Raw genomic sequence first — 25,859 nt, 5'->3', positions numbered from 1 at the left:
TCATGTACATTTTCCTCTTTCTTTGCGGTATAATGATACTAGCCGGAAAAGTACAATGAAATCCTTGCCTTTTGTTGACCTTCTGATCGTATTGGCATACCTGGCAGGGATGGTAGCCGTAGGTATTTATTTTTCAAGAAAAAACACCAGTGCCGACCAGTTTACCACTGCTTCGGGCAAAATTCCGGGCTGGGCAATCGGCATATCCATTTACGCAACTTTCCTGAGCAGCAACACCTTTCTCGGGGTACCGGGCAAAGCATTCGGCAGCAACTGGAATTCGTTCGTATTCAGCCTTTCCATGCCGCTGGCCGCGTGGATTGCGACGAAGTACTTTATTCCGTTTTATAGAAGCACAGGCGAAGTATCCGCCTACACGCACCTGGAACACCGATTTGGCGGTTGGGCCCGGACTTACGCCGTAGTTTGTTTCCTGCTTACCCAGCTGGCCCGCATGGGCTCCATATTCTTTGGCATTGCATTGAGTCTGCAGGCGCTCACCGGTTTTCCTATGTCTGCGATCATGATTGTCACCGGCATCTGCATTGTATTGTATACCGTGCTGGGAGGAATGGAAGCCGTGATATGGACGGAAGTTGCTCAGGGTGTGATCAAAACGCTTGGCGCTGTCATCATTCTTTATCTTGTGATTGCAGGTACCAATGGAGGAGTAAGCCGAATTATGGAGGTAGGCCAATCTGCTGATAAATTCAGTCTTGGCACATTTAAGCCTGATTTTACACAATCCTCCTTCTGGGTAGTGCTGCTGTACGGCTTTTTTATGAACCTCAATAATTTTGGAATGGACCAGAATTATGTACAGCGATACCATACTACTTCCTCCGTGAAGGAGGCAGCCCGGTCGGTATGGTTGTGCGTGTATCTGTACCTGCCTGTGTCACTGCTCTTTTTTTTCCTGGGAAGTTGTTTGTTTGCCTACTATGAAGCCAATCCGGAGTTGCTGAATGTGGTTAAGATGCAGGTTGCGGCCGAAAGGCTGTCGGGCGGCTCGCCGGATGCGGTGGCCAGGTTGATGACTACGCTTACGCCTTCAGACTATGGTGACAAGGTTATGCCGCATTTTATGGTAACCAAAGTTCCTGCTGGTCTCCTAGGCCTGATCATTGCAGCGATTATGTCCGCCGCGATGAGTACGATCAGCTCGGGAATGAATGCATCTGCAACCGTTTTTTCAGTCGATATTTATCAAAAGTACATTCGTCCTGACCTTGATTCGCGTACGGCACTACGTGTTCTGTATGTAGCAACTACTGTCTTTGGACTACTGGGAATGATTACGGGCATTGCCATGATCGGTGTCAAAAGTGTGCTTGATGTGTGGTGGATGCTTTCGGGCATTTTTGCCGGCGGAATGCTGGGGCTGTTTTTGCTTGGAATTATTTCAAAAAGTACAAAGAATGCAGAGGCACTTACAGCCACGCTGCTGGGAATTGCTATTATCATCTGGATGACTTTTTCCACCAGTCTGCCCGACCGGTACAGCTTTATCCGGAACCCGCTACATCAAAACATGATCATGGTCGTAAGTACGCTCTCGATTTTCCTGACGGGCATTGTACTGACCCGGCTTAAACGCAGGCCCGCCCGCCATACTGACGTGGTAGTCGACAGCCACTAAATACCGAATACCTGTTTTCAATCGGTTACGATCGCATACTCAAACCCAATTAATATGAAAGCTGATTTCATTCCGGCTTTGTCACTGCCCAAAGGATTTATCCCTGTCATGCTCACGCCCTTTCAGGACAATGGAGCTATTGACTACGACGGGCTGCGCGCATTGACAGACCTGTATATCGCAGCCGGGGCAGCCGGCTTGTTCGCCAATTGTCTATCCAGCGAAATGTATGAGCTTACGGAGCAGGAGCGACTTGACGTGACCAGTACGGTTGTGGAGCAGGCCGCCGGGCGGGTGCCAGTAGTAGCAACCGGTACATTCCCGGGCACGGTGGAAGAGCAGGCAGACTTTGTAAAACGTATATATAATACCGGTGTACAGGCAGTGATTGTAATTTCAGGCTTGATGGCCCGGGAAGATGAGCCGGAAGAAGTTTTTATACAAAACATGCAGAAGCTCCTGGAACTTACAGATCAGATTCCACTCGGGCTGTATGAATGTCCGGCACCTTATAAAAGGCTGATCAATAGCGCACAGCTTGCAAAGTTGCTCGGCACCGGAAGGCTGATTTACCTGAAAGATACCTGTCTGGACATTGAAGAAGTACGCCGCCGGATCAAAGTGGCCGATGGTTATCATTTTGGCTTGTATGATGCTTACATGGAGCATGCCGCCGAGTCGCTCTCGGCAGGTGCGGCAGGACTTTCGTGCATTCAGGGAAACATTTATCCCGAGCTCATCGTGTGGCTTTGCAGGCATTACAACGATCCGGGCAGGCAGGACGATGTGGCACGCGTGCAGCAATTTTTCACGGATTCAATGCAACTTGTGCATACAGCATATCCCACGATCGCCAAATACAGTCTGCAAAAAAGAGGCTTTCCCATTTCAACCTACACCCGCCGGGAAGTGGAACCACTCACGCCGGAGCTGAAAGGGAAAATGGATGTGTTGCTGGAAGAGGTTGATCAGTTGCAGGCAGAGCTGGGTATTTCAGGGATTTTCAATAAAAGTGCAGCCCATTCCTCATCATCTTTTCAGATCTGAAATGACAAAAAATATGACAGCGCTACCTGACAGACAGATGATCAGCAAAGTATCTCAGGGTGATGAGGTGGCATTTGGGCAGCTTTGCGCATACTTCCGTGATCCGGCTTTCCGGCTTTGTTCTGATGTGCTCAAAGATGAAGCTGCTGCGCAAGGCATTATCACGGATGTTTTTGCGGGAATATGGGCAGACAGGCTGAGGCTCCTGCAGGAGGAAAATTTTCAGGCTTACCTGTTTGTAAAATTGCGTAACCAGCTTTTTCACCAAATGGCCGGGTACGCAGGCGCTGATTCAAGGGAAAAATATATGCAGAAAATGCTTGCGATGGGCAGGCACGAAGATTAAGATTTCAGGGATATCAAATTTCCGTGGATATTTGGATAGATCGTTCAAAATTCGTCTTTTATCCAATACAATGCTCCTGCACCCACAAACGGAAAGATGAAACCGCATTTTCACAAAGTCCCCATTCCCTCCCGTACCTCGTTCAGTATTCGTCATGATAAGGATTCGGGATTCGGGACCGTTTGGCATTACCATCCTGAACTTGAACTGCATTACCTTGTTCGCGGAAAAGGAGTGAGGTTTATAGGAGACAATATCAGCAACTTTTCGGATGGTGAGCTGATCCTGCTGGGTGAAAATCTGCCGCATACGTGGCGCGTGGAAGAGGGCATGCCGAATACGGCGATGGAGGCAATTATCATCCATTTTTTGCCAAATTGTTTGGGCAGCGACCTGCTGCACCTGCCCGAAGCCTATCAGATTCCCAAACTGTTTGAACGCGCTAGGCGCGGGCTCCGGATATGGGGCTCAACCCGGGATGAAGTAGTGGCCCTGATGCATGCGGCCGTTCATGCACAAAATCTCGACAGACTTATTGCCCTGCTCTCAATCCTGAAAATACTCGCAGAAACAACCGAGGCCGAAACCATTGCGTCCGGTCATGCATTTTACAAATCCAATGATTCGGAGACTTTGCGGCTGAACAAGGTATATGCCTACACGCTTTCGCACTACAAAAACGACATTACCCTGCAGGACGTGGCGTCCATTGCCAACCTGGGTATTACTTCGTTTTGCCGGTATTTTAAACTGATGACGAAGAAAACGTACAATGACTTCCTGGTAGAGATCAGGATCAGTCATGCGTGCCGGTTCCTGATTGAGGACAAAATGGGAACCGAAGTAATTTGTTACGAGTGCGGTTTCAACAATATTTCCAACTTTTACCGGCATTTCAGAAAAGTTACCGGAATGACCCCCTTGGAGTACAAGCGAAAATACCTCGCCAAAACCGCACCCGACATGATATGAAGGGTTTATTTGTTATGCGTTCTCATCCATTCGTCCATCGAGTACCTTCCTGACCCTACTACGGCAAACATGATCACGAGGATCAATGTCAGTGCCGAGAGCCACAGTTCAGAGTTGAGGTAAGAAAAGCCCGTACGAAAGTTTACAAAGAATACCGCGACGATCAGGATGGGAATCTGAAGCAGAGCCGAGATGCGCGTCAAACATCCCATAGCTATCAGAAAACCTCCGAAAATGTGCGCGAAAGCCACGTAGTGTACTGCGGTAACCGTCCAGAGATGCAGATCAAGACCTGTAATCATATGAGACAGGCGGGCGGTATCACTGATGAAGCTGATACCTTTCGAAAAAAGAAAAATCCCGAGTGCAATACGAACAAAATCCATCCAGGCAGGATGGTGCGTATCACCCCAATGCTCGATTTGATCCATCATGTTCATAGCTTATGAAGTTTAATGGTGTTCAGAAAGATAATGCATTTACAGGATCATGTCAAGAAAAAGTTTGTCTATTTCAAGAAAGAACAAAACTTATTTTCCGATAAGTGATGTATGCTTCGTATCACTCATGCGGAAGTAAACGATCAGGGAGACAAAAATACAGGCAGTCACATACCAGTAGTAGTAGCTTTCATGCCCGGCGTTTTTTGCCCAAAGTGCAAGGTACTCGGCAGTACCGCCAAAAATGGCGACTGTCAGCGAGTAGGGCAGCCCCACACCGAGTGCACGGACTTCTACCGGGAAAAGTTCAGCTTTTACAACTGCATTGATGGAAGTATAACCACTGACAATAATAAGTGCTATCATCAGCAATGCAAATGCAGGCCACATTCCGATAGTATGGCTCAGGGTTGTGAGAAGCGGATAGGTCAGCAAGGTGCCTGTAGCTCCAAAGAAAAGCAGCAGCGGACGCCGGCCGATGCGATCGCTCAATGCACCGTAAAGGGGTTGTAACAGTGCAAAGAGGAATAAGGAACAGAAAGTCAGGAGGGTAGATTGCTCTTTGCTCAGCCCCACTGTATTGACCAGGAACTTTTGCATGTAGGTTGTGTAGGTATAAAACGCAAGTGTTCCGCCGAGCGTAAGGCCTACTACCACCATAATAGCCCCGGGATGTTTGAGCAGTTCGCGCATGGAGCCTTTTTTGCGCCCGTCTTTACTTTCAAATGCCTGTGTTTCGTTCAGGTTTGCGCGCAGGTACAATGCCACCAGCGACAGTATGGCTCCGAACACAAAGGGAATGCGCCAGCCCCAACTGTGCATCTGCTCTTCAGTGAGGAAAAAACTTTGTAAAATCAGTTGTAAGCCAAGTGCAATCAGCTGCCCTCCGATCAGGGTTACGTACTGGAAACTTGAATAAAAACCCCTTCGCTGCTCCGTAGCCACTTCGCTGAGGTAGGTAGCCGACGTGCCGTATTCGCCCCCTACACTCAATCCCTGCAACAAGCGGGCAACCAGTAACAAAACAGGAGCTGCAAGGCCGATATGCTCATAGGAAGGCAGCAAGGCGATTATCAGTGACCCGAAGGACATCAGCAGTACAGAAAGCGTCATGGCTACTTTCCGCCCGCGAGTATCTGCCAGTTTTCCGAACACATAGCCTCCTATGGGCCGCATCAGAAATCCCACGGCAAAAATGCCGGCAGTATTAAGCAGCTGTACGGTTTGGTCGGATTTCGGGAAAAATGATTGGGCAAAATACAATGAAAATGCAGAATACGCATACCAGTCGTACCACTCAACAAGGTTGCCTATGGAACCGCCGATAATTGCTTTCAGGCGCCAGGATTCATTTTCAGGTAAAGGTTCTTGCATATCGGGATCAGGTATCCGACAATTTACTCAATAAAGAGGAAATCCATGAACCGGCTTGCTGCACCAGCTGTGTATGTCCGCTTTTTAGTACGATATGCTGGTGATGCGGCAGCAGCTCGGCGAGTGGTTTTGCTTTTTCCGGCCTCATTAGCCGGTCATATTTTCCTGTGAAAAGGAAGATTTTTACATTGTTCTGAGAGGCAGTTGCATACAGCTTTGAAATGTTGAAATGCAACGGACTGAACGCGATCCATGCGAGATAAACCTGCGTCCGTTTTTCGGGTGAATCAAGCATTTGGAAAGTAAACCGGGCAAGACTTTTGTTGACCAGATCAAATTTTTGAAGCGCTTTAATAACTGTAAAAAATGGCTTAGGATGCGCCATAGTCCACTTGAACAGCATCCGCGGCAATGTCCATCGCGTCGCCAAGCTGTACAGCGGATCTTCAGTTATTCCATCCGGGGCCATCAGATAAACACGGTCAATGCGATCCGGAAAAGCTTCCAGCACCGCCAAAGCAAACCGGCCGCCCATGCTGAAACCGGCTACGTCAAAACGGGCGATTTTTTCTTTTTCGAGAAAGTTGACTACTAACTCTTTTAAGAGGAATTTTGAGATGGTTTGAAATGCAAAATCTGCATTGGCTCCGTGAAAAGGAAGGTCGAAGGCAAAGGTGGAGTAATGTTGCCCGAAGGTTTCAGCGAAGTTTTGATAACAACTTAACCCGGTCTGGCCGATGCCGTGAAAAGCGAGGAGATGTTTCCGGCCGGTGCCGAGTTTGAGATAAGCTAAGCTTTTCGGACTACCACTAGTCATAAGCTTCACGTCTGTGCTTGACGCCACTTACCTCGACAATTTTGATCTGGTCTTCAATAGTGTATAGAATGCGAAAATTTCCAACACGAATGCGATATGAATTTTTGGTGGCAACAAGTTTTTTACAGCCGGAAGGTCGCGGATCAGTAGCTAATGTTCTGATAGTAGTGAATATCTTCTCTGCTGTCGGTGTCTGAAGTTTTTTAATCTCCTTTTGTGCAGTTTTCAAGATTACTATCTGATATTTCTTATTCATTGACTCCCCGCTCTGCCTTAAATTGAGCTACAAAGTCTTCAAAAGGCATTGACTCCTCTCCACGTCTTTCTTCAATAGTTAAAGCGTCGAGAAGGTCTTCTACCATTTCCTGGTGCTCTTCAATATTGATCACAAGATCCGTTTTTTTGCCTTTGTCGTCTGTGATATATCTTATGCCTGTCATAGCTTTTTACTTTTATCAAATCAAAGTCAACTTAGCCTTAACTTTTAGTTAAATGTAACAAAAACCTCCTGCAAGTACTATTTCACTTAGCAGGAGGTTAGGTTAAATTATCATCAGGATTCCATCAGATAAGCCTTGATAAAATCATTGATTTCGCCATTAAGGACGGCATCGGTATTGGAAGTCTGGTGATCGGTGCGGTGATCTTTTACGCGGCGGTCATCGAGGACGTAACTGCGGATCTGTGAACCCCACTCGATTTTCCGTTTGGAAGCTTCCACTTCTGCCCGGGCTGCATTCCGCTTCTCCAGTTCGATCTGGTAGAGGCGCGATTTCAAAAGCCGGATCGCAACTTCCTTGTTCATGAGCTGCGAGCGCTCCTGCTGACAGGCGATAATAATCCCGGAAGGCTTGTGGTGCAGCCGCACGGCGGTTTCTACCTTGTTCACGTTCTGGCCGCCGGCACCTCCCGAGCGGTAAGTGTCCCAGGTGATATCAGCCAGATTGACTTCGATTTCGATATCGTCGGCAACCAGCGGATACACGTACACTGATGTAAATGAAGTATGCCGCCGGGCATTGGAGTCAAAAGGCGAAATGCGCACAAGCCGGTGTACACCGTTCTCGGATTTCAGGTTACCGTAGGCATATTCGCCTTCGATTTCGAGCGTGACGGATTTTACCCCGGCCACATCCCCGTCCTGCAAGTCGACCTGGCGTACCTTGTAGCCATTTTTCTCAGCCCACATGATGTACATCCGCATCAGCATCGAGGCCCAGTCTTGTGACTCGGTACCACCTGCACCTGCATTGATCTCCACTACTGCAGGCAGCTCGTCGCCTTCCTCGCCCATCATTTTCCGGAACTCGATTTCATCCAGTTTGCCGGCGAGCCTGGCGCCTTCCTCATCTACCTCTTCTTCAGTAGCTTCGTCGGCTTCATAAAACTCCCAGATGGTATCCAGGTCGTCGCGCAGCCGCGCCAGTTCTTCGTAACCATTGGTCCAGAACTTCAATCCGCGGATTTCCTTCATTACTTTCTCCGCGCGTACCGAATCATTCCAAAATTCGGGTTGAACAGTTTGCTGTTCGAGGTCTTCTAGCTGTTTCTTTCGGTTAGCGTAGTCAAAGATACCTCCCCAAAGCCTCTACACGGGCCTTCAAGTCTTTCAGTTGTTCTGCTGTCATAGCGAGATGGTTGAAATTAGAGTGGAAAAATGTCATTTGTTGTCAGTGGTAGTCATTTGTTGTATCTAATGACTGCCAGGCGACGTAGCCTTGCCTATTGTTTTAATGTAATTATTGAGCTTCAAGGCAAGGGTGTTACAAAGATTGATTAAATACTCGAAATTCTGTTTGTTGATCAGATTTCGGTTATGCGCTTTGGTAAGCCACGTCTTTGTTTCGTAAAGAGAACCTCTGGAATAAAAGCAAAAGTTCAGATTTTCCTTAAAGTGATATCTGCCGAATCCTTCTGCAATATTGGCACTAATCGAATCAGCCGCCCTAACCAGCTGCTTGCCAAGCGTATCCCTGCTAAACCAACTCCATTCCTGCACCACAATCCAAACCCTTTCAGATAAATCCATACTCATCTGATATATCTGCAGATCTTCAAGTCTCATAGATTGCCTTTTATTATCATAGACGCAGAAACCGTGATAAGTAACAGGTTGTTGATGAATTTCATTGCGACAGAAAACAATCAATGACAACAAGTGACAATCAATGACCATTAATGACCATACATCCCATTATTTATTACCTTTGCCTCAAATTATCCAACTCCATTTGTACAATAAAAATACCGTAAAATGGCTCAGACATATGATGTGATTGTGATTGGGAGCGGACCCGGTGGTTATCCAGCTGCAATCCGTGCTTCCCAATTAGGACTTAAAGTTGCTATTGTTGAAAAGGAAAGTTTAGGTGGAATTTGTCTCAACTGGGGATGTATCCCTACCAAAGCCCTGCTGAAAAGCGCCCAGGTTTTTGAATACATCAAGCACGCAAAAGACTATGGTATCAATGTAGGTGACTCATCTGCTGACTTTACAGGCGTGATCCAGCGCAGCAGGGGCGTTGCCGATACAATGAGCAAAGGTGTGCAGTTCCTGATGAAAAAGAACAAGATCGACGTCATCATGGGGGCCGGCAAAGTTAAAGGCCAGAAAACGGTTGAGGTAACCGATAAAGAAGGAAAGAAAACAGATTACAGTGCAAGCAAAGGCGTAATTATCGCTACCGGAGCCCGTGCGCGCGAATTGCCTAACATCAAGATCGACGGTCAGAAAGTCATTGAGTACCGTAAAGCAATGAGCCTTGAAAAACAGCCTGCTTCACTGCTGGTTGTAGGTTCCGGCGCGATCGGGATGGAATTTGCCTATGTATATGCATCTATGGGCACCAAGGTGACCGTGGTTGAGTTCCTTCCGAACCTTGTTCCTGTAGAAGACGAGGATATCTCGAAAGAAATTGCTAAACAATATAAAAAACTGGGTGTCGAAACGTTCGTCAACTCAACAGTGGAGTCGGTGGATACCAGCGGCAATGGCTGCGTTGTCACGGTAAAAACGCCGGACGGGCAGAAGACTTTTGAAGTGGACGTAGTACTTTCGGCAGCGGGTATTGTTGCCAATCTTGAAAATATCGGTTTGGAAGAGGCAGGTATCAAAACCGACAAAGGTAAAATTACGGTCAATGAGAAGTATGAAACCAGCGTACCGGGTTTTTATGCGATCGGAGACTGTACGCCCGGCCCGGCATTGGCGCACGTGGCTACTGCCGAAGGTATCATCTGTGCCGAAGGCCTTGCAGGTCATAAAACCTCACCGCTTGATTACGGTAACATTCCAGGTTGTACATACTGCCAGCCTGAAATCGCATCGGTTGGTTTTACAGAGAAAAAGGCACGCGAAGCCGGCTACGATATCAAAGTAGGCAAGTTTCCGTTCAAAGCTTCCGGAAAAGCCACGGCTGCCGGCGCAACCGATGGTTTTGTAAAAGTGATTTTCGATGCGAAATACGGCGAGTTCCTGGGTGCACACATGATCGGTACCAACGTAACCGAGATGATCGCAGAGGTAGTGGTAGCCCGTAAGCTGGAAACAACTTCCCACGAAATCCTGGGTTCAATCCACCCGCACCCGACCATGTCGGAGGCGCTTAAAGGCGCTACCGAAGCGGCTTATGGCGAGGCGATCGATTTGTAGCATGTAGCAGACTTTGGCCCGTAGCGGTCGGCTTTATATTAAAGTAAGGTGCCCGGAAGATAACGCTCTTCCGGGCATTTGTTTTTTTATTAAATTGATCCCACATCAAATGCAATCCCGGCTATGTTGTCCAGCGATTTGAATTTGCAACGTTCCAAAAATTTTGAGGCGCTTACCCGTTTGAACAAGCTTGCGGGACGTCTTCTTCGTTCGAATTCCCGCAATAACGACACTACTTTAATGGATATCAGCAGCGATGATGTGCTTCGGCTTCTGAGCAGCCTTAATCAGCATCAGGTGAAATATTTGCTCGTCGGCGGAATGGCCGGAGTGGTTCACGGACATATCCGTACAACGCAGGATATGGATTTATGGGTCAAAAGCGGTTCAGCCAATACCATCGCTTTCGTGCAGGCCTTGAAGGAGAACAACGTTGCAGGAGCCGATCTGCTCATGGATATGCCATTGATTTTTGGGTGGACATCCGTCCGGTTTGGTGAAACAGGGTTTGAGCTTGACCTCGGACATACCTTGAAGGCCTTTAACGAACAGGATTTTGATGCATGTTTTGAACGTTCACTGCTGGCAGACTTTGAAGGAGTTCCTTTTCACGTGATCCATTTAAAAGATCTTATTACAGAAAAAAAGGCGAGCGGCCGGTTCAAAGACCTGGGCGACATGGAAGAGCTGCAAAAGATCTGGGATAGCCAGCAAAAGAATTAATACAAAAGAAATCCTTCGGCATAGTACATATTGCCTGACCGTGAAAGTGAATTCAGGACAATGCGGATGCGATTTTTGTCATCACTGAAATCAAAGATCAGCTTATTGGCCGGTACTTCTTCGGAGGTCTTTCCCTGGTAAGCAGCCAGTTCTTTCATCTTTTTTTCAAGATCAAAAGACACCACCTTACGCTGCTGATGGTACACATCCAGCATTTTTGAATTTTCTTCCCGTACCACCTTCCATATGCTGCTGTCCGTGTTCATTTCCCTCAAATTGTTAACACTGAAAAACATCAGGTGCTCAAATGAAGCCACGTCCACGGTTTGTTCTTCGGGCGTAGCGAGGCGGAAAGAAAAGCTGTTGAAGCTGTCATTATTATTCACCTGTGTCTGGCTGTTTTTGATATGCTGACTGAGGTACTCTTCCATACCGCTATAATGCTCCCACCTGTTTTTGGACAGTGGTTTTAAGCCCGGAAAATATTTTTCAAGACCAATTTCTTCACGGTTCCTGAAAAATTGTACAATGGAAAAAAGCCGGTCATAATCTTCCTGCGGGATGGTTTTACTGCTGGCGATCTTACCTTTTGTATCCAGCAGGTGATGCCTGATTACCAGCTCGTCGAATTGCCGCAGCTGACTTTCCCTGGCTACTTTAAAGATATTCCACGGTCCCACCGGAAGTACCACGCAGATCACAGCCAGTGTTACGGGGATCCAGCGGATGTCATCTTTTTTACTTAATAAAAAATACGCGGTTATACCTGCCAGCCAGCAGGCAAGCACCGCCACCAGGTACCTGTTTTCGGTTACGCCATAATCATAAATGCGGCGCGAAATGCCTGTAAAAAACAATATAATGAGGGGAACTAATGCAAGGTAGAACCGCTTGCTGAAAAGCCTGACCCAGCGTTCGGTCTGGTTTTCACGCAGGGGAAAAAGCAGGAGCAAAGCCAGGATCCCGGCAATGGAAAATGCCAGTACAAGGTATGTGACGCCTCCTTCCGGTAACTGCCATTGTACAATGATCTTGCCGGTGTAGGCATATAAAATCAGCAGGTAAACGACTTCCAGCGGCAGGAGTACATATTGGGTAAAGATCTTTAACCCGGCCGGGTAGTCGGTTTGTTGTTCGAGTGCGCCAAGGTTAGGCGGTATTTTGCTCAGGAAAAAAATAGTATGGAACAGCGCGAAAATCACCGCTGCCAGATCGGCCTCAATCTTGAACTCATAATGAATATTAAACAGGAGCCGGACGGTTTCCACAGCGATCAGCAGTCCAAGGTAGAGTGTTACTGCATACAGGGTAGCATTCAGGATTTGTAAAAAGAGTGTCTTGTTAAACTGCCAGAATCCGTTGGGTTCATGAAAGCCCGTAAAAGCTGCAAAGGAAACCAGCAAATGCGCTGCAAGCATGAACAATGTAAATCTGTAAAAATCAATCTGCGAAGCTTTGTCGTCCATTGAAAAGTAGTACCCAGCCATTACGGCTACCAGCATACCCATTGCGGCGAACTCCGCTGCCGGCTTCCAGCGTCGTCTTTCCGACAAAAGTGAAATGGCCAGTGCAAGCGGTAATGAAAGATTTACAACATATAAAATGCGCACAATCCAGTCGCGCTGCGCTTCCTGCTTAAAGGTAGTTTCAGAAAGCCAGATAAAAAGTACTGTTTTGACAAGTGCTGCGAGGACAACCCATTTAAAACGTGAAACCGTGGCAACGAACTGATCCGAAAGGGTTTGAATGGAAGGTAACCTGAACATAGTTATGTGTATATATTGATAGTGCAGGCAAATCAACAAATTTTTATGCAAATGTCACACATGCCGGAAAATACAATAGCCCGGAAAGTATCACGTTATTTGCGGACATGAACGCACCCCTTTTTCCTGCATGAGTACACTTCGCATCCTGACTGCCTGCATCCTTCTTGCGGCTACTACATCCCTGAACGCCCAGCATTTTGCATTAAGCAGGCTGTTTTATCCCAATGTTACCCTCAAAGCCGATTATACGGTGCCGGCAAGTCTGGATGGTACGCGGGAATACGGATTGACAAGAACCGGTTTTATGGGCATCATTCCTGTTCAGAGTGAGGTGCAGCTTGGATACAGCTTACGTAAAAAGTTTGATCTGCGGGCGGTACATACGGTAATGCTTGCGCAGTACAATCAGATCCAGCCAGCGATCGACTCGAAGAATGTTCCCGATAACGGATATAAAACGTTGTCGCTTGGGATTATACGTATGCAGGCCAGTATCAAGGATAGGCTCTGGGTGTATGGCGGGGGACTTGGCATGACAGAGTCCAATGAGACCTTCTTCAGTCCGCAGCCCTTCTTCTGGGGCGGTGCTGCGCGGATGCATGTGCTGGGCCTTCGCACGCAGATTTTATACGGGTCGGTACTGGCTTATAATCAGAAACTACGCTTTGTGCCTGTATTCGGGATCAATAAGGGTCTGGGAAAAGCGTGGCGTGTATCGGCTTTGCTGCCGTTTATGCTGAATGTAAATTACCGGAGTACCAAGTGGTTTAACGTGGATATGTTTGCCGGGCTGAATGGTTATAGCGGAGGTTTTCAGATACAAACGCCTGAGGAAAAGATGCTGCGCCGGGAAAATTACAGGCAGATTAAAACCGGGATTTCTGCCAATGTACATTTGTTTACGGTACTCAATGTTTCCCTGGAAGCAGGTATGTCTACATTCCGGCAGCTGCGAACCTTCAACAGCGCCCGGCAAAACCTCACCTCTTACACACCTGCGGCTACTCCCTACATAGGTGCCAGTGTACGTTATATCACCAGCAGAGGCAGGTTGTCGTCCAAGTTTACAAAAAGGATGGGATTGGGGCAGCCGGGAATCAACTGGTAAATGAAATTACGCAGCAGGCAGCCATCCTGTTTTTGTTAGGGCCGATTTTCGTTATAGCAGCTGCATTTTCTGAGTTTCTGATTTCAGGCGGCTTTTGTCGATCGGGACCACTCCCACCATTTCACAGACAAGCCCGCCCCCCAGGTTTGATACGGCTGCAATCGTTTTGGCCGGGAGTCCGAGGGCTATGCAGCAGGCTGCAATGCTGATTACCGTATCGCCGGCGCCCGATACATCTGTAATGTGCCGCCTGTGTGCGGGCAGCTGATGTTTTTCATCCTGAAAGTCAATGAATACACCCCGCTCCGAAAGGGTGATCAGTGCTCCTTTCACTTGCAGCTTTTCTTTGAGAAGCTGTACGGTTGCTTCAAGTTCGGCAGGTTCATCTACATTGAAATCAACCTTTAATCCCTCCCGCAGCTCTTTCAGATTGGGTTTGAAAAGGGTAACATGTTCGTAGGAAAGGAAATTTCTTTTCTTGGGATCAACCACCGTCGGTATACCATGCGCATTGGCAAAGGCAGTTATTTCAGCAATGCATTCAGGCGTGATCACACCTTTGTCGTAGTCCTCGAAAATAATCACCTGGCAGGATCGTGTCAGCGACTTGACTTTCTCGATCAGCTGCTGTGTTTCATTCTGTGAAATGGGCTTATCGGTTTCGGTATCAACCCGCACAATCTGCTGCGACCCGGCAATAATGCGCTCTTTGATGGTTGTTACGCGGTATTCGCTACGGATCAGGCCTTCACAGTTCAGGCCTTTGGCGGTAAGGCTGTCTTCCAGCAGCTGGCCGGCAGCGTCACTTCCGATAACCGAGCAGATTATTGCTTCGGCACCCAGTGATTGTACATTCAAAAGTACATTTCCTGCACCGCCCAGCCGGTACTCTCTTCTTTGAACTGTTACAACAGGTACGGGCGCCTCCGGCGAAATCCTTTCCACTTTTCCCCAAACATAGGAGTCGAGCATCAGGTCGCCGATCACCAATACACGAAGCGAATTAAACGCCTCAAAAACCTCGTTAATATCCATGCAATGCAAATAAGAAGCCGGGCAGCAGTTACCCTTTGTTGACCGGGATGGAAAGGTTGCTCAGGTTATGACCCATTTTGTCCCTTTTGGTAAGAAGATATTTTTCATTGAACGGGTTGGCAGGAATCTCAATATTGAGTGAATCCACAATTTCAAGACCATACCCGATCAGTCCTGCCCGTTTTTTGGGATTGTTGGAAATCAGCCGCAGCTTGGTAATGTTCAGGTCGCGCAGGATCTGAGCGCCCACACCATAATCACGGTCATCCATTGAAAAGCCGAGTTCAAGGTTGGCTTCCACCGTATCACGACCCATTTCCTGCAGTTTATAGGCTCTGAGTTTATTTAAAAGACCGATACCGCGTCCTTCCTGGTTCATATACACGATCACACCTTTTCCTGCTTTGTCGACCATTTCCATGGCTGCATGCAGCTGAGGACCGCAATCGCACCGGCATGAGCCGAAAATATCGCCTGTAACACAGGAAGAATGCACGCGCACCAGCACAGGTTCATCTTTTTCCCAGGTACCTTTCACCAATGCCAGGTGCAGGTCGCCGGTGTTGATCTGGCGATAGGCAATCAGGTCAAAGTGCCCCCATTTGGTAGGCATATCCACACCGATCTCCCTTTTGATCAGCGACTCTTTGCGGAGGCGGTACTCGATCAGGTCTTTGATACTGACCAGCCTCAGATTGAAGCGATTGGCAATTTCTCTCAGTTGCGGAAGACGGGCCATAGAGCCATCTTCATTGAGGATCTCAACCAGTACACCGGCGGGTGCCAGTCCGGCCAGTCTTGGAAAATCAATAGCAGCTTCGGTATGTCCGGTGCGGCGGAGTACGCCGCCTTTTTTGGCGCGTAACGGAAAAATATGGCCGGGCCGGCCCAGATCTTCGGGCCTTGTATCAGGATTCACAAGTGCCTGGATGGTTTTGGAACGGTCACTGGCCGAAATGCCGGTGGTACAGCCATTGCCCAGCAAATCAACCGATACGGTGAATGCAGTTTCGTGCAATGCGGTGTTGTTGCCAACCATCATTTCAAGTTCAAGCGCTGTGCAGCGTTCCTCTGTAAGCGGTACGCAAATGAGCCCTCTGCCTTCACGGGCCATGAAATTGACGATTTCAGGAGTTATCAGTTCGGCTGCGCAAATAAAGTCACCTTCATTTTCCCGGTCTTCATCATCGACCACAATGATCATTTCACCCCTGCGGATTGCTTCGATTGCATCTTCAATGGAATCCAGTACGATGGTATTGTTATTATTGTTCATTAATCGGGTTGATGAAAAATAGTTTCTGCAAAAAACTCGTTTTTAAGCTGCAAAGGTACATTGTTAATATTGAAAGTTCTATTTTTGAGACCTCTCTCCGCATTAACAAAGGATGTTGCATATACGTTTCAGCAGCGGTGCCTGGCACCTTTTTCCGGCTTTTTCCGGGCCACATACACGCTCATATGAATGTTCGTCTACTAGTTACAGCACTTATTCTCAACGTTGTTTTACTGTTCCGGCCTGATGTTTCGGCGCAGTTTTGTCAGAGTACGGGAGGTTTTACCATTACTCCTGCGCAGGGTTGTGCGCCGCTGACCGTCCAGGTCAGCAACCAGGTACACAAGGCCGAAAGCCTCACCTACGCATTTGAATTTGACCGTACACAAACAACAGCACCTACCACCGGGATTACGCAGGACTCTGCCTACACCTACAGCAAACCGGGTACTTATACCATTTTACAGTACGGAAGTGCGGGCGGTACCGGGTTCAGCCAGTGCGCTGATGTGGTTGTTTTTGAAACCAGGGCACCCAGGGCCGAGCTGACTACCTGTCCGAGCGGACGGGCCATGCTGACCATTGCGCGCGACAGTATTTCAAGAGCATATAATTTCATAGACGTTGACTGGGGCGACGGCCAGCGCCAATCGATCAGTGTAAGTGCCACAACGGATCTTGGTCTTACCCATAATTATACTCCGGGAAGCACACCTGTGGTGGTGGTTTCGGGGAGGTATGCCAATGGTCAATGCAGGCAGAGCGTCAGCAGTATTTCTCTTCAGGGTAGTGCCGGTCAGAGCCTGTCTGCAATCCGGATACGGAGTGTGGAAATGTCGGCAGCGGGGGAAGCAAAGGTCTTGTACGACGGCATAGAGGGAGTACCTACCGAAGTGCTGATTGACCGGGGCGACGGGCAGTTTGTAAGCACCGGAAAAACCGGACAGGCAGGCGGCTCGCAGGCAGCAAGCATCAGCGGACTGGATGCGGCGAAGTCGTACCGGTTCAAGCTTTCGTCCCGTAATATCTGCGATAACCTGGTGGAAAGCGCGGTAGTCAGCAGCCTCACAGTAAAAGAAGTTCCAACTGCCCTGGATGAGATTATCACGGTTGCCTGGGAGCATCTGGCCAATACAAACGCCATAGTGGAGTACCAGGTAAAAAGAAACGGAACAATCGTGTATTCGACACCCGACCAGCTCACATTTCAGGATACGGACGTACAATGCGGCAATACGTACCAGTACGAGATTGTGGCGGTAGTGGAAAACGACGTGCGCTCTTACTCCGCCTCTCTTACGCTGGAACCCAAAACTTCGGCGCCGGAAATTATTACAAATGCGAGTGTCAGTGTAGAGGATAATGGAAATGTAGCTACGTTGGTGGAGCTCTCCGGCGAAGGTTTGACAAGTTCGTACAACCTTATTGTGGAGCGTGCGCTGGCGGGCAGCAGCGATTTTCAGCAGGTTTCGCCTCCTGCAAATACTACCCTGCAGTTTAAGGATAGCAATGTAAATACGGATGCACAATCGTACTGCTATCGTTTCAGCTACGAAAATGCCTGCAAGCTGAAATCACCTGCGACCAGCCAGCCGGTATGCACAATCTTGCTCAGCGGAGGCGCACAGAATGTGTTCTGGAATGCCGATTCGCCTTTCACCGGCGGTCTGGCTTCCTATGACCTGGTTGCAAAAAGGCAGGATGGCAGTATCCAGGATCAGATACCCATGCAGCTCGGTACCTCCTACCAGCTTGACCTGAATGCACCCACAATTTTTTCATTTCAGGTAAAAGCACAATCCCTGAATCCGGGCCTGCAGAGTTTTTCGAATGTGCTGCGCTTCCGGAAAGATGCGATTGTACAGGTGCCGGATGCATTTACCCCAAACGGAGATGCATACAATGAGCGGTTTGAAATCAAAGGCTACTTTATCGATGACTACCATCTTTCGGTGTACAGTCGCTGGGGTGAGGTGGTTTTTCAATCAAATAACATGGCAGACAGCTGGGACGGGAATATCAAAACCGGAAAAGCACCCGGCGGGTATTACCTTTATAAACTGGAACTTACCGACAGCAATGGTCAGAAAGTAATGAAAGAAGGCAGTTTTCTGCTGATCAGGTAAGTGCTGTATGGGATCAAGCTGTTGAAAAAAGTGGTACTTTTATGATCCTCCGCAGAAATGAAATGCAGCGGGGAATTTTATATTTTATAACATTCTTAAATCAGAAGATTTATGTTTGGTAATATGGCAGACATGATGGGGCTCATGGGCAAAATGAAAGACCTTCAGTCCCGTATGAAAGAAGCGCAAAGTGAGCTTGTCAATATCACGGAAACAGCTGAGTCAGGAGGAGGGCTGGTTAAAGCCAAAGTAAATGGTCAGAAGACGCTCGTATCCCTGGAAATTGACAAAGACCTGATTAATCCCGACGATATCGAAATGCTGCAGGACCTTGTGGTAGCGGCTGTTAACCGCGCTTTGAGCGATATTGAACCTAAAATTAAAGAGCACCTTCAAAAAGCGACAGACGGAATGCTGCCCAATATCCCGGGACTTGATCTGGGAGGGTTCATGAAATAACACCCTTCCCAATGACTTCCTCTGTTGCAATTGTAATCCTGAATTATAACGGCAGGCACTATCTCGAGCAATTTCTTCCGGACATCGTAAAGTATGCTGGCGGCCACGACGTCTGGATCGCGGACAATGCGTCTTCAGACGGTTCCCTGGCCTGGGTTACAGCTACTTATCCGGGCATCAAAACCCTCACAATTTCCGAGAACAAAGGATATGCAGGAGGGTACAATGAAGCATTAAAGCACATTCCGGCCAAATACTACATTCTGCTGAACTCCGATATCCAGGTCACCGAAAACTGGATCGATCCTGTGATCAGCTTTATGGAAACCGATGAGCGCATTGCAGCTTGTCAGCCCAAGATCCGTGCATTTGACCTGCCTACGCATTTCGAGTATGCCGGCGCGGCCGGCGGCTATATGGATTACCTGGGATATCCTTTTTGCCGGGGGCGCATTTTCGATACCCGGGAAGAGGATACAGGTCAGTACGACGATGAGCAGGACGTTTTCTGGGCTACGGGAGCGTGCCTGTTTGTACGTGCCGAAGCATTTCACCGTGCTGCGGGTTTTGATGAATCCTTTTTCGCGCACATGGAGGAAATTGACCTGTGCTGGCGGCTGCTGAACATGCAGTACCGGATTACCTATTGCGGCAAATCAGTCGTTTACCACGTTGGAGGCGGAACCCTGCACAAATCGAATCCAAAAAAGACATTCCTGAATTACCGTAACAACCTGATCATGCTGTTCAAGAATCTTCCGGTAGGCCGGAGATGGAAAACGATCCTGATCAGGCTGGTGCTGGACGGACTTTCCAGCGTGCGGTTTATGGCTGCGGGAGCCTGGCCGGATGTAATTGCGATCATCCGGGCACATTTTGCGTTTTACAGGATGATACCGGGATTGATGAAGCGTTCAAAAAGGACCACCAACCGGGCACCGCTGTACTTCAAAAGTGTGGTTGTGGAGTACTTCCTGATGGGTAAACACAGATTCAGGGAGCTGCCTGGTATCAAAACTGCTATAACTCCCAGATAGTGGGGCTGTTATGCCGCCGGCGATGGTGGCCCAGCTCCATCCAGAATGCCAGTACCAGGTACAGGATGATGGGCGACCCGAAGGTCATGAAAGTAGCATAGATGAAGTACAGACGAACACTGCTCGCCGGAAAATTAAGCTTTTCTCCTAGTTTAGCGCAGACCCCAAAAATCTGGTCTTCAACATAGTATCGAAGTTTGTTCATAGGATTTATGCCAAAATTTTACTTCATAGTTAGTCAATTTTCAGCATCAAAATCTATTCCCGGCTATTAAGTTTATTTAACGACCGGTCACCAGAAAAATACCGCTAACTCGTAAATTCTCAAAATCTTCCGGCAAATAAATTGTTTTCCGAACAATTTTTGTTTCTTTGTGATTAAAGACTTTGTAAGTTGTTCATTATAATCAGTATGTCTTGATTAAAAATGCCAAAATTTCTTTTGCCAACGGGTTGAGCCTCCCTCAATTATTTGGTTAAGCATCGAAATCTTATCTTGAAACGCTTACAAGATCTCTTGTATTTTCACCTTATTTTAATTTTTTTATTTCAACCGTTATGCCAACAGGTACTGTAAAATTTTTCAATGAAGCTAAGGGATACGGCTTCATCGTAGAAGACGACACAAACAAGGACATTTTCGTCCATGTAACAGGATTGGGAGGACTTACTATCCGTGAAAATGACCAGGTAGAATTCGAAGTCGTTGAAGGTAAAAAAGGACTTAACGCTGTTCAGGTAAAAAAGGTATAACCAAATTTTACACGAAAAGAAAAAAATGCCGCAAGCTCCTTGCGGCATTTTTTTTGTCATATCAGCTGACTTGCGAGACCCAGGCTTTGACGTCATCAAGCGACGGGAGCTTGTCCTCAATTTTAAGCTTTTTGCGTATGCCGCCCAGGTCATTGAAGATCTTGTTGGGATTGGCGGTTTTTAGCTGCTCGATGGTCAGAATGTTCAGCTTTTGCAATGCAGGAATCCATACAGCCGGTACTCCCTCTTTCATATAATCCATCTCACGCGCCATTTCAGGCTTTTTCTCCGCACGCATCTGCGGGAAGAAAATTACTTCCTGTATACTTACATTATTGGTCAGGAGCATGGTGAGGCGGTCAATACCAATACCAATCCCCGCGGTAGGTGGCATGCCGTATTCCAGCGAGCGCAGGAAATCATCATCCATTTCCATGGCTTCGTCGTCGCCGCGCTCTTTCAGTTTAAGCTGATCCTCAAACCGCTCGCGCTGCTCAATCGGATCGTTCAGCTCCGAATACGCATTGGCAATTTCTTTTCCGTTGACAAACAGCTCAAAGCGCTCAACCATTCCCGGCTTCGACCGGTGCTTTTTGGTCAGTGGTGACATTTCCACGGGATGGTCGGTGATGAACGTGGGCTGGATGATATTAGCTTCCACTTTTTCACCAAAAATCTCATCGATCAGCTTGCCTTTACCCATAGCATCACTCACTTCCATTCCCCAGGCGCGGCACTGCTCACGGATCGTGGCCTCATCGAGCTCGTCTACATTGAGGCCGGTATATTGGTGAATAGCATCTGTAATACTCAAACGCGGATAGGGCCCGGCGAAGTCAATCTGCTTGTCGCCAAACTGCACGAGGGAAGTTCCATTGACAGCCACTGCCACTTTTTCCAAAACCTCCTCTGTAGTCTTCATCATCCACAGGTAGTCCTTATACGCAACGTAAAGTTCCACCGTCGTAAACTCCGGATTATGTGTGCGGTCCATTCCTTCGTTCCGGAACAACTTTCCAAACTCGTATACTCCTTCAAATCCACCGACAATCAGCCTTTTCAGGTGCAGCTCCGTGGCTATGCGAAGGAACAGATCCATGTCCAGGGTATTATGGTGGGTTTCAAACGGCCGGGCAGCGGCACCGCCGTGAATGGACTGCAATACCGGTGTCTCTACTTCCAGCCAGCCTTTTGTGTCGAAGTACGAGCGCATGGTGGTGATAATCCGGGCGCGTTTGATAAAGATGTCACGAACTTCCGGATTGACGATCAGGTCCACATAACGCTGGCGGTAGCGCAGCTCGGGATCCGTAAATCCGTCGTACGTATTGCCATCCTCGTCACGCTTTACAATGGGCAGCGGACGCAGGGATTTGTTCAGTATTTTAAACTCCTGTACATGCACGGAGATCTCGCCGGTTTGCGTAGTAAATACGAATCCGTTGATCCCGATAATATCACCGATGTCCAGCAATTTTTTGAACACGGTATTGTACAATGTCTTGTCGTCGCCGGGACAAAGATCATCGCGGCGGAAGTATAGCTGCATGCGGCCGGTACTGTCCTGCAGCTCGGCAAATGCAGCGCTGCCCATGATCCGGAAACCCATCAGACGGCCCGCCAGAGACACACTTTTATAGTCCAGCTTATTGTTTTCGTAGTTCTTTAAAATGTCTGAAATATAAGCATTTACAGAAAATTCCTCTGCGGGATAAGGCGCAATGCCCATCTTGGAAAGTTCTTCGCGTTTCTGGCGCCGTAATATCTCCTGTTCACTCAGTAACATGGTCAGCAATGGATTTTATATAGCAAAACTCTGTTTCTCAAAAGAGTGGGCAAAACTAGTACTTTTTGGTGGCATTAGCGTATATCAGCCGCTATTAAGATCGGTGCCGGTATGTGTGCTGGCACACTATTATTGATGGATGTAAGTTGTAATAATGCCGGTGACAAAATGCAGTTGTCCGGCTCGTCAAATCCTTCTTTCATGTTTGCAAGAGTTCTGAAAATCCTTGGTATTGTAGGCTTGTGCGGAGTCTTTTTGTTCGGAGCGGTAGAGTTCTGGGTCTATAAAAACCGGGAAACAATTTTTCTGAAAGTAAAAGAGCTGGTCAATGACCGCATTAATGGGAATCTCGAAATCGAGGACATCAAGTTTCGTCCTTTTCACGGTCAATTCGGACTAAACTTCGCGCTGGTCAATGTAAAACTTACCGACAGTCTTTACCAGAAACACAAAATTCCCTTCCTGGAAGCTGCCAATATCCGCGTTTCCCTTGATTTGAAAAACTTTTACACGGGTAATATCAAGATCAAAAACCTGATCGTGGAAGATGCTACACTGCACATTTTCAAGCAGCGCGACGGATACTCCAACCTTACTATTTTTTCATCGGGAAAGCCTGTAAAGGATAAAACAGAAAAAGAGACGGACTCCATGGCCAAGCGGCTGGGTAATCTGCAGTTTCATAATTTTCAGGTGACCTACCAGGATTCAGTACGTCAGAATTACTTTGGGGCTTTGTTTCACGATGCCGTCAATACCATTGCTGAAACAGACTCAGGCAGTATTGCGCGGCTTACCGGGACTGTATTATTTGACGGACTGACCTTCAAACCCAAAAAAGGAGGGTTTTTGAATAAGCAGGAAACAAATGTGAGCTTTGTGGTAGGTTTCGATGAAGATGAGCAAGTCCTCCGGATATTTCCCTCTGTACTCGAAACTACGGTAAAGGATAAAATCCTGATCAGCGGCGAGTTTGATTTTGCAGATACCCTGCGAACATTCCGGATGAATTTTGAGGCAGAGCAGATTGAGGTAGACAATGCGGTGAAGCTTCTTAGCAAGCGGCTGCGCGAGCAGATTGATTCCATTGGGGTACATACAAAGGTGAATGCCAAGGTGAAAGTAGCCGGACAGCTTGCCGGAAAGCAGCCCAAAGCCGACGTATATTTCCGTACGAACACATTCAAATACGAACTTCCGGTGGGCACGCTCCGGGACATGAAGGCCGAAGGTGTTTTTACCAATCAGAGTGACACGGCTAAAGAAGCCAGCGTGGCAAACTCGCGGCTGGTTGCGCCCAATATTACAGGGAAGTTTGAAACCGTACCTTTTAACCTGAATCTTTCAGTTTTTAATTTTTTTAATCCCACCGCCCGGCTCGACGGCTACGTATCGGCAGACTCTACAAACCTGGACGGCCTGCTGGATCCGTCAAGGTACCGCTTCAAAAATGGAAGTGCGCGTGTTGAGTTTCATTTTGACGGAAGTCTTAAGAAATTCTATGATGCCAAAACAGACCGATTTAACGGAAAGCTGTGGGGCAAAACTTCGGTCAACAACATTTCCATAGACTATCTGCCCCGGCAGGTACATTTGCGGCAGATCAAGGGTGATTTTACATTCAATGAGAAGGTTTTTGTTTTTCCCAACCTTCGCTTGTCCGATGGTCAGAACATGATGTATGTCCGCGGACAGATCGTGGACCTGATCCCTTACCTGTTTGGTTCGCCCAAAATATTGTCTGCCAATGTGGATATTACCATTCCAAACTGGCAGCTCAACTGGCTCGAATCGCTCCTGGCTCCCAGGAAAGTGCCCGTAAAGCGAAAAAAACGCTTAAAGCTGGCGGATCTTTTGGATGATGCCATTGACCAGATGGAGGTAGTAGCCAAGCTGGACGCCAAAAAGTTGCGCTACCGGAACCTTACTGCCAGTAACGTGAAAGGCCAGTTTACGATCAGGGACAATGCAATGAATCTCGAATACTTTGTCATGAAGGCATTTGGGGGCGGAAATGTGCGCATTTCAGGACAAATGGATAACTCAGGTGCCAGCAAGTATCCGCATATAGCAGTAAAGGGAAAGATCGCCAATGCAAATGTGCATTCTGTTTTTTACTCCTTTGATGATTTTAGTCAAAAGACGATCACCCACAACAACCTGAAAGGCAGACTGAGCACCGATTTCAACTTTGAGGCCAACATTGACAATAACATCAAGCTGATTCCGTCCAGTATGAGCGGGCTGCTGCATATCAATCTGACGAATGGCCACATTATCAATTTTGAGCCTTTCATGAAGATGAAAAAGCTCATTTTTAAAAAGCGGAACTTTGAGGAAGTAAAGCTGGCGCCGATCCGGAACGAGTTCAGGCTGAAAGGACAGGAAATATTCATTGCCCCGATGGAAATCGAGTCGAATGTGGTTACGCTGTTTATTGACGGTATTTACAGTTTCGGCAATAAAACCGACATCAACATCGGAATTCCGCTGAGCAACCTGAAAAAACGCGACTCGACCTACGTGCTCGATCCGAACAATCCCGATAAAAAGGAGGGACCCAAAATTTTCCTGCGAGCCGTGGATGAAAACGGCGAGGTAAACATCAAGCTGGCATTCAGGAAGAAAAAAGACAAGGATAAATCCAGGAAAGAGGAGGAAGAGCTGGATCCCGAAAGTATCGAGAAGTAACTATTCCTGCTCGGTACTGAACATATAGCCAACCCCTTTCAGGGTTTTGATATATTGTTCACCCAGTTTCTCCCTGAGCTTGCGGATATGCACATCCACAGTACGTTCGAGCACATAAATATCTGCTCCCCAGATTTTCTGCAGCAGCTCATCCCGGCTGAATACCTTATTAGGGGTTTGTGCCAGGAAGAACAGCAGCTCAAACTCCTTTTTGGGCAGCACCGTGGATTTTTCACCTGCCTGGGTTACCGTATAGTTTTTACGGTTGATAGCAAGATCAAGAATGTCGATCTGGTCGCCCGAATCAGCTTTTTGTGCTTCTCTCCTGAAAAATGCATTAATGCGGCTCATCAATGCACGCGGCTTGATAGGCTTGGTAATGTAATCATCCGCACCTACGTCAAACGCAGCTACCTCCGAGTATTCTTCGGCACGGGCGGTGAGAAAGAGAATGTATGTATTCCTGATATCCGGGTTCTGACGCAGGAGTCGGCCGGTCTCAATCCCGTCCAGCTGCGGCATCATGATATCGAGCAGGATCAGGTCAGGGATAAAAGTTTTTGCGAGTTCAATCGCCTTTTTCCCATTCGAGGCGGTTTGTACTGTATAGCCTTCCTTAGTGAGGTTATATTCTAATAATTCAACTATATCCGAGTCGTCATCAACAACCAAAACTTTCGGAGCTGATGCGGCAGATTTTGCGGTGCTCATTGAGTTTTCCTTAAAAACAGTTCGAAATTAGCAGATGTGATACTCACTTAATGTATGAACGCCCATTGTTAACATAAAGATAACACCAGGATTGAGTA

The 25,859-nt window shown here is 47.6% G+C and carries 25 protein-coding genes; 12 read left to right on the top strand and 13 right to left on the bottom strand.

Features of this window, described 5'->3' with window-relative positions; all coding sequences use genetic code 11:
- Nucleotides 1-55: 55 nt before the first annotated feature.
- From HWI92_RS17945 to HWI92_RS17930, 4 genes are all read left to right on the top strand, one after another.
- Nucleotides 56-1,639 carry a sodium:solute symporter family protein gene (locus tag HWI92_RS17945; protein ID WP_204657834.1) on the top strand — a complete coding sequence of 528 codons (1,584 nt, stop codon included), beginning with the start codon at nucleotides 56-58 and terminating at the stop codon, nucleotides 1,637-1,639.
- Nucleotides 1,640-1,693: 54 nt separating this feature from the next.
- Nucleotides 1,694-2,686: a dihydrodipicolinate synthase family protein gene (locus tag HWI92_RS17940; RefSeq protein ID WP_204657832.1), complete on the top strand. Its 993-nt coding sequence runs from the start codon at nucleotides 1,694-1,696 to the stop codon at nucleotides 2,684-2,686.
- 13 nt (nucleotides 2,687-2,699) lie between these two features.
- Entirely contained in the window at nucleotides 2,700-3,032 is a 333-nt protein-coding gene (locus HWI92_RS17935) for an RNA polymerase sigma factor (RefSeq protein WP_204657830.1), read from the top strand.
- Between the two features lie 96 nt (nucleotides 3,033-3,128).
- Nucleotides 3,129-4,004 (top strand): AraC family transcriptional regulator, encoded by an 876-nt coding sequence (locus HWI92_RS17930; RefSeq protein WP_204657828.1) that lies wholly within the window; start codon nucleotides 3,129-3,131, stop codon nucleotides 4,002-4,004.
- Between the two features lie 5 nt (nucleotides 4,005-4,009).
- Here the strand turns inward: HWI92_RS17930 and HWI92_RS17925 are convergent, their stop codons facing one another.
- The 7 genes from HWI92_RS17925 to HWI92_RS17895 all read right to left on the bottom strand — a co-directional run bounded on the left by HWI92_RS17925 (nucleotide 4,010) and on the right by HWI92_RS17895 (nucleotide 8,700).
- A complete protein-coding gene (locus HWI92_RS17925; RefSeq protein WP_204657826.1) occupies nucleotides 4,010-4,444 on the bottom strand; it encodes a DoxX family protein in 435 nt (144 codons plus the stop codon).
- Nucleotides 4,445-4,534: 90 nt separating this feature from the next.
- Nucleotides 4,535-5,818, bottom strand: coding sequence for an MFS transporter (locus HWI92_RS17920; protein ID WP_204657824.1), 1,284 nt, complete (start codon nucleotides 5,816-5,818; stop codon nucleotides 4,535-4,537).
- Between the two features lie 7 nt (nucleotides 5,819-5,825).
- Nucleotides 5,826-6,635: an alpha/beta fold hydrolase gene (locus HWI92_RS17915; protein WP_204657822.1), complete on the bottom strand. Its 810-nt coding sequence runs from the start codon at nucleotides 6,633-6,635 to the stop codon at nucleotides 5,826-5,828.
- Complete coding sequence (locus tag HWI92_RS17910; RefSeq protein ID WP_229248237.1) at nucleotides 6,628-6,864, bottom strand: type II toxin-antitoxin system RelE family toxin; 237 nt, start codon at nucleotides 6,862-6,864, stop codon at nucleotides 6,628-6,630. Before HWI92_RS17910 ends, HWI92_RS17915 begins: the two co-directional genes overlap by 8 nt.
- Nucleotides 6,865-6,883: 19 nt before the next feature.
- Nucleotides 6,884-7,075: a hypothetical protein gene (locus tag HWI92_RS17905; RefSeq protein ID WP_204657818.1), complete on the bottom strand. Its 192-nt coding sequence runs from the start codon at nucleotides 7,073-7,075 to the stop codon at nucleotides 6,884-6,886.
- A 113-nt stretch (nucleotides 7,076-7,188) separates the two neighbouring features.
- Nucleotides 7,189-8,263, bottom strand: a protein-coding gene (prfB, locus tag HWI92_RS17900) for a peptide chain release factor 2 (RefSeq protein WP_204657816.1) whose coding sequence is annotated in 2 segments (ribosomal slippage) — nucleotides 7,189-8,202 and nucleotides 8,204-8,263 — 1,074 coding nt in all. Because the reading frame shifts where the segments join, the coding sequence is not laid out codon by codon here.
- 65 nt (nucleotides 8,264-8,328) lie between these two features.
- Nucleotides 8,329-8,700, bottom strand: coding sequence for a four helix bundle protein (locus tag HWI92_RS17895; protein WP_204657814.1), 372 nt, complete (start codon nucleotides 8,698-8,700; stop codon nucleotides 8,329-8,331).
- 189 nt (nucleotides 8,701-8,889) lie between these two features.
- On the opposite strand from HWI92_RS17895, the gene lpdA reads away from it, so the two are divergent.
- Nucleotides 8,890-10,287 carry a dihydrolipoyl dehydrogenase gene (gene lpdA, locus HWI92_RS17890; RefSeq protein ID WP_204657812.1) on the top strand — a complete coding sequence of 466 codons (1,398 nt, stop codon included), beginning with the start codon at nucleotides 8,890-8,892 and terminating at the stop codon, nucleotides 10,285-10,287.
- Between the two features lie 123 nt (nucleotides 10,288-10,410).
- Complete coding sequence (locus HWI92_RS17885) at nucleotides 10,411-11,010, top strand: hypothetical protein (RefSeq protein WP_229248235.1); 600 nt, start codon at nucleotides 10,411-10,413, stop codon at nucleotides 11,008-11,010.
- Here HWI92_RS17885 and HWI92_RS17880 read toward each other — a convergent pair.
- The gene (locus HWI92_RS17880; RefSeq protein WP_204657810.1) at nucleotides 11,007-12,776 is read right to left on the bottom strand and encodes a DUF4153 domain-containing protein; all 1,770 of its coding nucleotides are present in this window, start codon (nucleotides 12,774-12,776) and stop codon (nucleotides 11,007-11,009) included. The two genes, HWI92_RS17885 and HWI92_RS17880, sit on opposite strands and share 4 nt — an antisense overlap.
- Before the next feature lie 130 nt (nucleotides 12,777-12,906).
- On the opposite strand from HWI92_RS17880, the gene HWI92_RS17875 reads away from it, so the two are divergent.
- Complete coding sequence (locus tag HWI92_RS17875; RefSeq protein ID WP_204657808.1) at nucleotides 12,907-13,887, top strand: hypothetical protein; 981 nt, start codon at nucleotides 12,907-12,909, stop codon at nucleotides 13,885-13,887.
- A gap of 51 nt (nucleotides 13,888-13,938) precedes the next feature.
- Here the strand turns inward: HWI92_RS17875 and HWI92_RS17870 are convergent, their stop codons facing one another.
- Complete coding sequence (locus HWI92_RS17870; protein ID WP_204657806.1) at nucleotides 13,939-14,922, bottom strand: bifunctional heptose 7-phosphate kinase/heptose 1-phosphate adenyltransferase; 984 nt, start codon at nucleotides 14,920-14,922, stop codon at nucleotides 13,939-13,941.
- Between the two features lie 28 nt (nucleotides 14,923-14,950).
- Nucleotides 14,951-16,198, bottom strand: a complete 1,248-nt coding sequence (locus HWI92_RS17865; protein ID WP_204657804.1) for a bifunctional 3,4-dihydroxy-2-butanone-4-phosphate synthase/GTP cyclohydrolase II — start codon at nucleotides 16,196-16,198, stop codon at nucleotides 14,951-14,953.
- A 185-nt stretch (nucleotides 16,199-16,383) separates the two neighbouring features.
- On the opposite strand from HWI92_RS17865, the gene HWI92_RS17860 reads away from it, so the two are divergent.
- From HWI92_RS17860 to HWI92_RS17850, 3 genes are all read left to right on the top strand, one after another.
- Nucleotides 16,384-18,324: a T9SS type B sorting domain-containing protein gene (locus HWI92_RS17860; RefSeq protein ID WP_204657802.1), complete on the top strand. Its 1,941-nt coding sequence runs from the start codon at nucleotides 16,384-16,386 to the stop codon at nucleotides 18,322-18,324.
- 111 nt (nucleotides 18,325-18,435) lie between these two features.
- The gene (locus HWI92_RS17855) at nucleotides 18,436-18,783 is read left to right on the top strand and encodes a YbaB/EbfC family nucleoid-associated protein (RefSeq protein WP_204657800.1); all 348 of its coding nucleotides are present in this window, start codon (nucleotides 18,436-18,438) and stop codon (nucleotides 18,781-18,783) included.
- Between the two features lie 11 nt (nucleotides 18,784-18,794).
- Nucleotides 18,795-19,820: a glycosyltransferase family 2 protein gene (locus HWI92_RS17850; protein WP_204657798.1), complete on the top strand. Its 1,026-nt coding sequence runs from the start codon at nucleotides 18,795-18,797 to the stop codon at nucleotides 19,818-19,820.
- Here the strand turns inward: HWI92_RS17850 and HWI92_RS17845 are convergent.
- On the bottom strand, nucleotides 19,804-20,025 hold the full coding sequence (locus tag HWI92_RS17845) for a PspC domain-containing protein (RefSeq protein ID WP_204657796.1): 222 nt from the start codon (nucleotides 20,023-20,025) through the stop codon (nucleotides 19,804-19,806). The two genes, HWI92_RS17850 and HWI92_RS17845, sit on opposite strands and share 17 nt — an antisense overlap.
- 353 nt (nucleotides 20,026-20,378) lie before the next feature.
- Between HWI92_RS17845 and HWI92_RS17840 the strand changes: the two genes are divergently transcribed.
- Nucleotides 20,379-20,573 carry a cold-shock protein gene (locus tag HWI92_RS17840; protein WP_204657794.1) on the top strand — a complete coding sequence of 65 codons (195 nt, stop codon included), beginning with the start codon at nucleotides 20,379-20,381 and terminating at the stop codon, nucleotides 20,571-20,573.
- A gap of 61 nt (nucleotides 20,574-20,634) precedes the next feature.
- Here the strand turns inward: HWI92_RS17840 and lysS are convergent, their stop codons facing one another.
- Nucleotides 20,635-22,359 (bottom strand): lysine--tRNA ligase, encoded by a 1,725-nt coding sequence (gene lysS, locus HWI92_RS17835; protein WP_204657792.1) that lies wholly within the window; start codon nucleotides 22,357-22,359, stop codon nucleotides 20,635-20,637.
- A 201-nt stretch (nucleotides 22,360-22,560) separates the two neighbouring features.
- On the opposite strand from lysS, the gene HWI92_RS17830 reads away from it, so the two are divergent.
- Nucleotides 22,561-25,050, top strand: coding sequence for an AsmA family protein (locus HWI92_RS17830; RefSeq protein WP_204657790.1), 2,490 nt, complete (start codon nucleotides 22,561-22,563; stop codon nucleotides 25,048-25,050).
- Here the strand turns inward: HWI92_RS17830 and HWI92_RS17825 are convergent, their stop codons facing one another.
- Nucleotides 25,051-25,761, bottom strand: coding sequence for a response regulator transcription factor (locus HWI92_RS17825; protein ID WP_204657788.1), 711 nt, complete (start codon nucleotides 25,759-25,761; stop codon nucleotides 25,051-25,053).
- Between the last annotated feature and the right edge of the window lie 98 nt (nucleotides 25,762-25,859).

Source organism: Dyadobacter sandarakinus (assembly GCF_016894445.1).
Taxonomy (GTDB): Bacteria; Bacteroidota; Bacteroidia; order Cytophagales; family Spirosomataceae; genus Dyadobacter; species Dyadobacter sandarakinus.
Note: the sequence above shows the minus strand (reverse complement) of the source record. Positions and strands in the feature narration are given on the sequence as shown.

Coding starts and splice junctions, on each gene's coding strand:
- HWI92_RS17945 (WP_204657834.1), top strand. CDS start 56: ATGAAATCCTTGCCTTTTGTTGACCTTCTGATCGTATTGGCATACCTG.
- HWI92_RS17940 (WP_204657832.1), top strand. CDS start 1,694: ATGAAAGCTGATTTCATTCCGGCTTTGTCACTGCCCAAAGGATTTATC.
- HWI92_RS17935 (WP_204657830.1), top strand. CDS start 2,700: ATGACAGCGCTACCTGACAGACAGATGATCAGCAAAGTATCTCAGGGT.
- HWI92_RS17930 (WP_204657828.1), top strand. CDS start 3,129: ATGAAACCGCATTTTCACAAAGTCCCCATTCCCTCCCGTACCTCGTTC.
- HWI92_RS17925 (WP_204657826.1), bottom strand. CDS start 4,444: ATGAACATGATGGATCAAATCGAGCATTGGGGTGATACGCACCATCCT.
- HWI92_RS17920 (WP_204657824.1), bottom strand. CDS start 5,818: ATGCAAGAACCTTTACCTGAAAATGAATCCTGGCGCCTGAAAGCAATT.
- HWI92_RS17915 (WP_204657822.1), bottom strand. CDS start 6,635: ATGACTAGTGGTAGTCCGAAAAGCTTAGCTTATCTCAAACTCGGCACC.
- HWI92_RS17905 (WP_204657818.1), bottom strand. CDS start 7,075: ATGACAGGCATAAGATATATCACAGACGACAAAGGCAAAAAAACGGAT.
- HWI92_RS17895 (WP_204657814.1), bottom strand. CDS start 8,700: ATGAGACTTGAAGATCTGCAGATATATCAGATGAGTATGGATTTATCT.
- lpdA (WP_204657812.1), top strand. CDS start 8,890: ATGGCTCAGACATATGATGTGATTGTGATTGGGAGCGGACCCGGTGGT.
- HWI92_RS17885 (WP_229248235.1), top strand. CDS start 10,411: ATGTTGTCCAGCGATTTGAATTTGCAACGTTCCAAAAATTTTGAGGCG.
- HWI92_RS17880 (WP_204657810.1), bottom strand. CDS start 12,776: ATGTTCAGGTTACCTTCCATTCAAACCCTTTCGGATCAGTTCGTTGCC.
- HWI92_RS17875 (WP_204657808.1), top strand. CDS start 12,907: ATGAGTACACTTCGCATCCTGACTGCCTGCATCCTTCTTGCGGCTACT.
- HWI92_RS17870 (WP_204657806.1), bottom strand. CDS start 14,922: ATGGATATTAACGAGGTTTTTGAGGCGTTTAATTCGCTTCGTGTATTG.
- HWI92_RS17865 (WP_204657804.1), bottom strand. CDS start 16,198: ATGAACAATAATAACAATACCATCGTACTGGATTCCATTGAAGATGCA.
- HWI92_RS17860 (WP_204657802.1), top strand. CDS start 16,384: ATGAATGTTCGTCTACTAGTTACAGCACTTATTCTCAACGTTGTTTTA.
- HWI92_RS17855 (WP_204657800.1), top strand. CDS start 18,436: ATGTTTGGTAATATGGCAGACATGATGGGGCTCATGGGCAAAATGAAA.
- HWI92_RS17850 (WP_204657798.1), top strand. CDS start 18,795: ATGACTTCCTCTGTTGCAATTGTAATCCTGAATTATAACGGCAGGCAC.
- HWI92_RS17845 (WP_204657796.1), bottom strand. CDS start 20,025: ATGAACAAACTTCGATACTATGTTGAAGACCAGATTTTTGGGGTCTGC.
- HWI92_RS17840 (WP_204657794.1), top strand. CDS start 20,379: ATGCCAACAGGTACTGTAAAATTTTTCAATGAAGCTAAGGGATACGGC.
- lysS (WP_204657792.1), bottom strand. CDS start 22,359: ATGTTACTGAGTGAACAGGAGATATTACGGCGCCAGAAACGCGAAGAA.
- HWI92_RS17830 (WP_204657790.1), top strand. CDS start 22,561: ATGTTTGCAAGAGTTCTGAAAATCCTTGGTATTGTAGGCTTGTGCGGA.
- HWI92_RS17825 (WP_204657788.1), bottom strand. CDS start 25,761: ATGAGCACCGCAAAATCTGCCGCATCAGCTCCGAAAGTTTTGGTTGTT.